The 2,747-nt window shown below is 66.8% G+C and carries 2 protein-coding genes; both read right to left on the bottom strand.

What is annotated here, in order from left to right; genetic code table 11:
• Window positions 1-59 precede the first annotated feature (59 nt).
• A complete protein-coding gene (gene lolA / locus AB4Y84_RS18605) occupies window positions 60-698 on the bottom strand; it encodes an outer membrane lipoprotein chaperone LolA (protein WP_100552505.1) in 639 nt (212 codons plus the stop codon).
• A 110-nt stretch (window positions 699-808) separates the two neighbouring features.
• Window positions 809-2,747: DUF3857 domain-containing protein (locus AB4Y84_RS18600; protein ID WP_442250630.1), on the bottom strand; the 1,939-nt coding region annotated here is incomplete at its 5' end.

Genomic DNA, 2,747 nt, shown 5'->3' with positions numbered 1-2,747 from the left:
GGCCGGCAACCTCGGCAATCCTGCAGTTGCCGGCCAGCRGCCGGCACTACCATTGAAAATCAGTTGCCGATGACGTCGGTGCCGGCCGGCGGGGTGAAGCGGAAGGTGTTGGCGGCGAAGCTGGGGTTGCGCTTCCAGCCACTGAAGCTGATCACGGTGCGCTGGCCCACGGCATCGGTGATCTCCATCTTCGCCAGGCCCTGCGCATTGAAGCCCAGCGCGGCGTACTGGAAGCTGGCTTCGGTATCGCGCTTCGGCGACAGCGACAGCCACTGCAGGCCATCGCGCTGTGCAGCCTCTTCACTTACGTCGTACTGCTGCTCCAGCAGCGCCGGGTTGATCAGCGCGGTCAGCGGGCTGTTCTGCTCTTCCTTGCCCTGCTCGCGCACGGTCGCCTGTTCCAGGTCCGGCTCGAACATCCACACCTTCTTGCCGTCGGCCACGATCAGCTGTTCATGCGGGCGCACGTATTCCCAGCGGAACAGGCGCGGCGCCGACAAGGCAACGCGGCCGCTGGTGGATTCCTTGACCTTGCCGCGGCTGTCGAACACCTGCTGGCTGAACTGCCCATCCAGACCCTTCAGGCCGGTGGTGAAGGTCTTCAGGTCATCACGGGCGCCGGCCCAGGCGCTGCCGGCGGCGGCGCAGGCCACGGCCAGGGTGGTGGTGGCGAGGAAACGACGGAGGCGAAGGTTCATGCAGGAATCCTGTGGGCGCGCGGCCAGGAAAGTTGGGTGCCAGTGTGCCCGGCGAAAGATGAATGGGCGATCAGGACGCCATTATGACGCCCTGATCGCTGATCGGCGATTCAGCCGCCAGCGGCCGGCAGCTTGCCGTACAGCACCTGGCCACGGAAGCCGCGGCGTACCTCGCGGAACAGTGCTCGGAACGCGGCATAGTCCTGCGGCTGGCACAGCGCCTCGGCGCCGCGCACCGCGTTCTGCTGCAGGCGGTGATGCACGGTCACTTCCTGGCCCTGCCGGCTCCAGTCGACCCGGTACTCGCCGGCCGCATTGGCAAACCGCTGGCTGCGCGGAATCGCGATGATCGGGGCATTGGCCGGGAACTGCAGGCGATAGGTTTCCTCGCGCAGGCTGGCATTGCAGTAGAACGGCGTCTCGTTGTCCGGTGCCGAGGCGCTGGCATACAGCCCGCGTACCGATTCACCACCGGGCGGATCGGGCACGGCCATGCCGCCGGCCACATCGAAGTCCACGTAGTCCTCGGCCTGGAAGGCCATGCGATAGCCAAACGGCCGGGTCAGGTCGACCGGCACACCCTGCAGCTGCAGCTGGCCGCGGCCATCGAAACCGGACGCGGCCATGATCGATTCTTCAGCGCGCGCCCGGTTCTGTGCATTGAGCTGGGCGAACTGCGCGCGCATGCCGATCTCGGCGTTGTCGCTCAGCTGCGGCACCGTCTCGCCACGCAGGTTGCCCTGCGCGTCGAAGGTGAAGCGCACCTCCATCACCGTGGCGTTGCGCTGCGGATCATTGGCCGGCGTGCGCGCCAGGGTGGCATCGCGGGTGTGCAGCACCGGCGCACCGAGGTCGCCATCGGGCAGCTGGCCGAAGCGCGCCCAGGCACTGGTCGAATCCAGGTACAGGTCGAACTCGGGCACGTAGGTAATGGCGTGGTTGAAGCGGCCCAGCAGCGGAATCTTCGGCAGCGTCGGGCCGCCACCGGCACCGATCAGCACCGGCGAACTGGTGATGCCCTTGGCCGCCAGCAGCGCCTCGAGGATCGTTACGTGGTCCTTGCAGTCGCCATAGTGGTTGTCGAGGATGCTCTGCGCACTGTTCGGCTCCAGGCCGCCATTGCCCAGGTACACCGCCACGTAGCGGATGTTCTGCGCCACCCAGCGGTACAGCGCATCGGCCTGCGCGCGACGGTCGCTGATGCCGCCGGTGACTTCATCGGCCAGCGCCTGGATCTCCGGGGTGACCTGTGCGGCCGGCCCTGCTTTCAGTTGGTAGGCGCGGCCCATCTGCGCCCAGTCGCGATAGGTGCTGGCCATGATGTTCGGCCCGAACTCCCACACCGCCGCCGACCAGTTCTGCGCCTGCATCGGCTCGCGGCGCTGGTAGCGCCAGCGCCATTGCGCCTGGCCGTTCTTCACCACCGGTCGGTCACTGCCCTGCACGCCACGGCTGTCCACGAACATGGGCAGATTGGCCGGCGCGCTGAGGGTCACTTCGGCATCGTCGTACTGGGTGAACACATTGAAGGTTTCCCACAGGCCGAAGTAGCCTGGGAAATAGGGCGTCAACTGGGTCCGGCGCACCTGGTAGAACAGCCGCGTGCCCGGCGCAAGGTTCGGGAACACGATCACCCGGACCTTGCGGTCGGCATACATCGCCGCCGAGGCACTGGAATAGCTTTCCTGGGTGTAGATGCGGTCGGCCGGCACTTCGCGGCGCTGGCCGTCGGCGGTCAGCGTATAAGCGTTGACCACATCCAGCGTTTCCATCTTCTCGCTGTAGCTCAACCGCACCTGGCTGAACTGCTCCACCGCTGCCTTGGTCTTGAGCAGGATTTCGTAGGTTTCAGTCTGCACGTTGCCGGCATCGGCGCGCACCTGGTAGTCGGCGCGATAACGTACAAAGCTGAAGTTGTTGCTGGCCTCGGCATCGCTGCCGGTGGACGGCGGCGCGACTGCGGGTACAGCCGTCGCGGCGGCGTCGGCCAGCGCCGGGCCGGCTGCCAGCAGGCAGGCAAGCGCCAGCGCGCAGGAAACGGGTTGAAGC

This window comes from Stenotrophomonas sp. 2YAF22 (assembly GCF_052114665.1).
GTDB classification, from domain to species: domain Bacteria; phylum Pseudomonadota; class Gammaproteobacteria; order Xanthomonadales; family Xanthomonadaceae; genus Stenotrophomonas; species Stenotrophomonas indicatrix.
This window is presented reverse-complemented; position numbering and strand designations above follow the sequence as displayed.

Bases quoted from the DNA above. Each gene is read 5' to 3' on its own strand.
- lolA (WP_100552505.1), bottom strand. From the start codon at position 698: ATGAACCTTCGCCTCCGTCGTTTCCTCGCCACCACCACCCTGGCCGTG.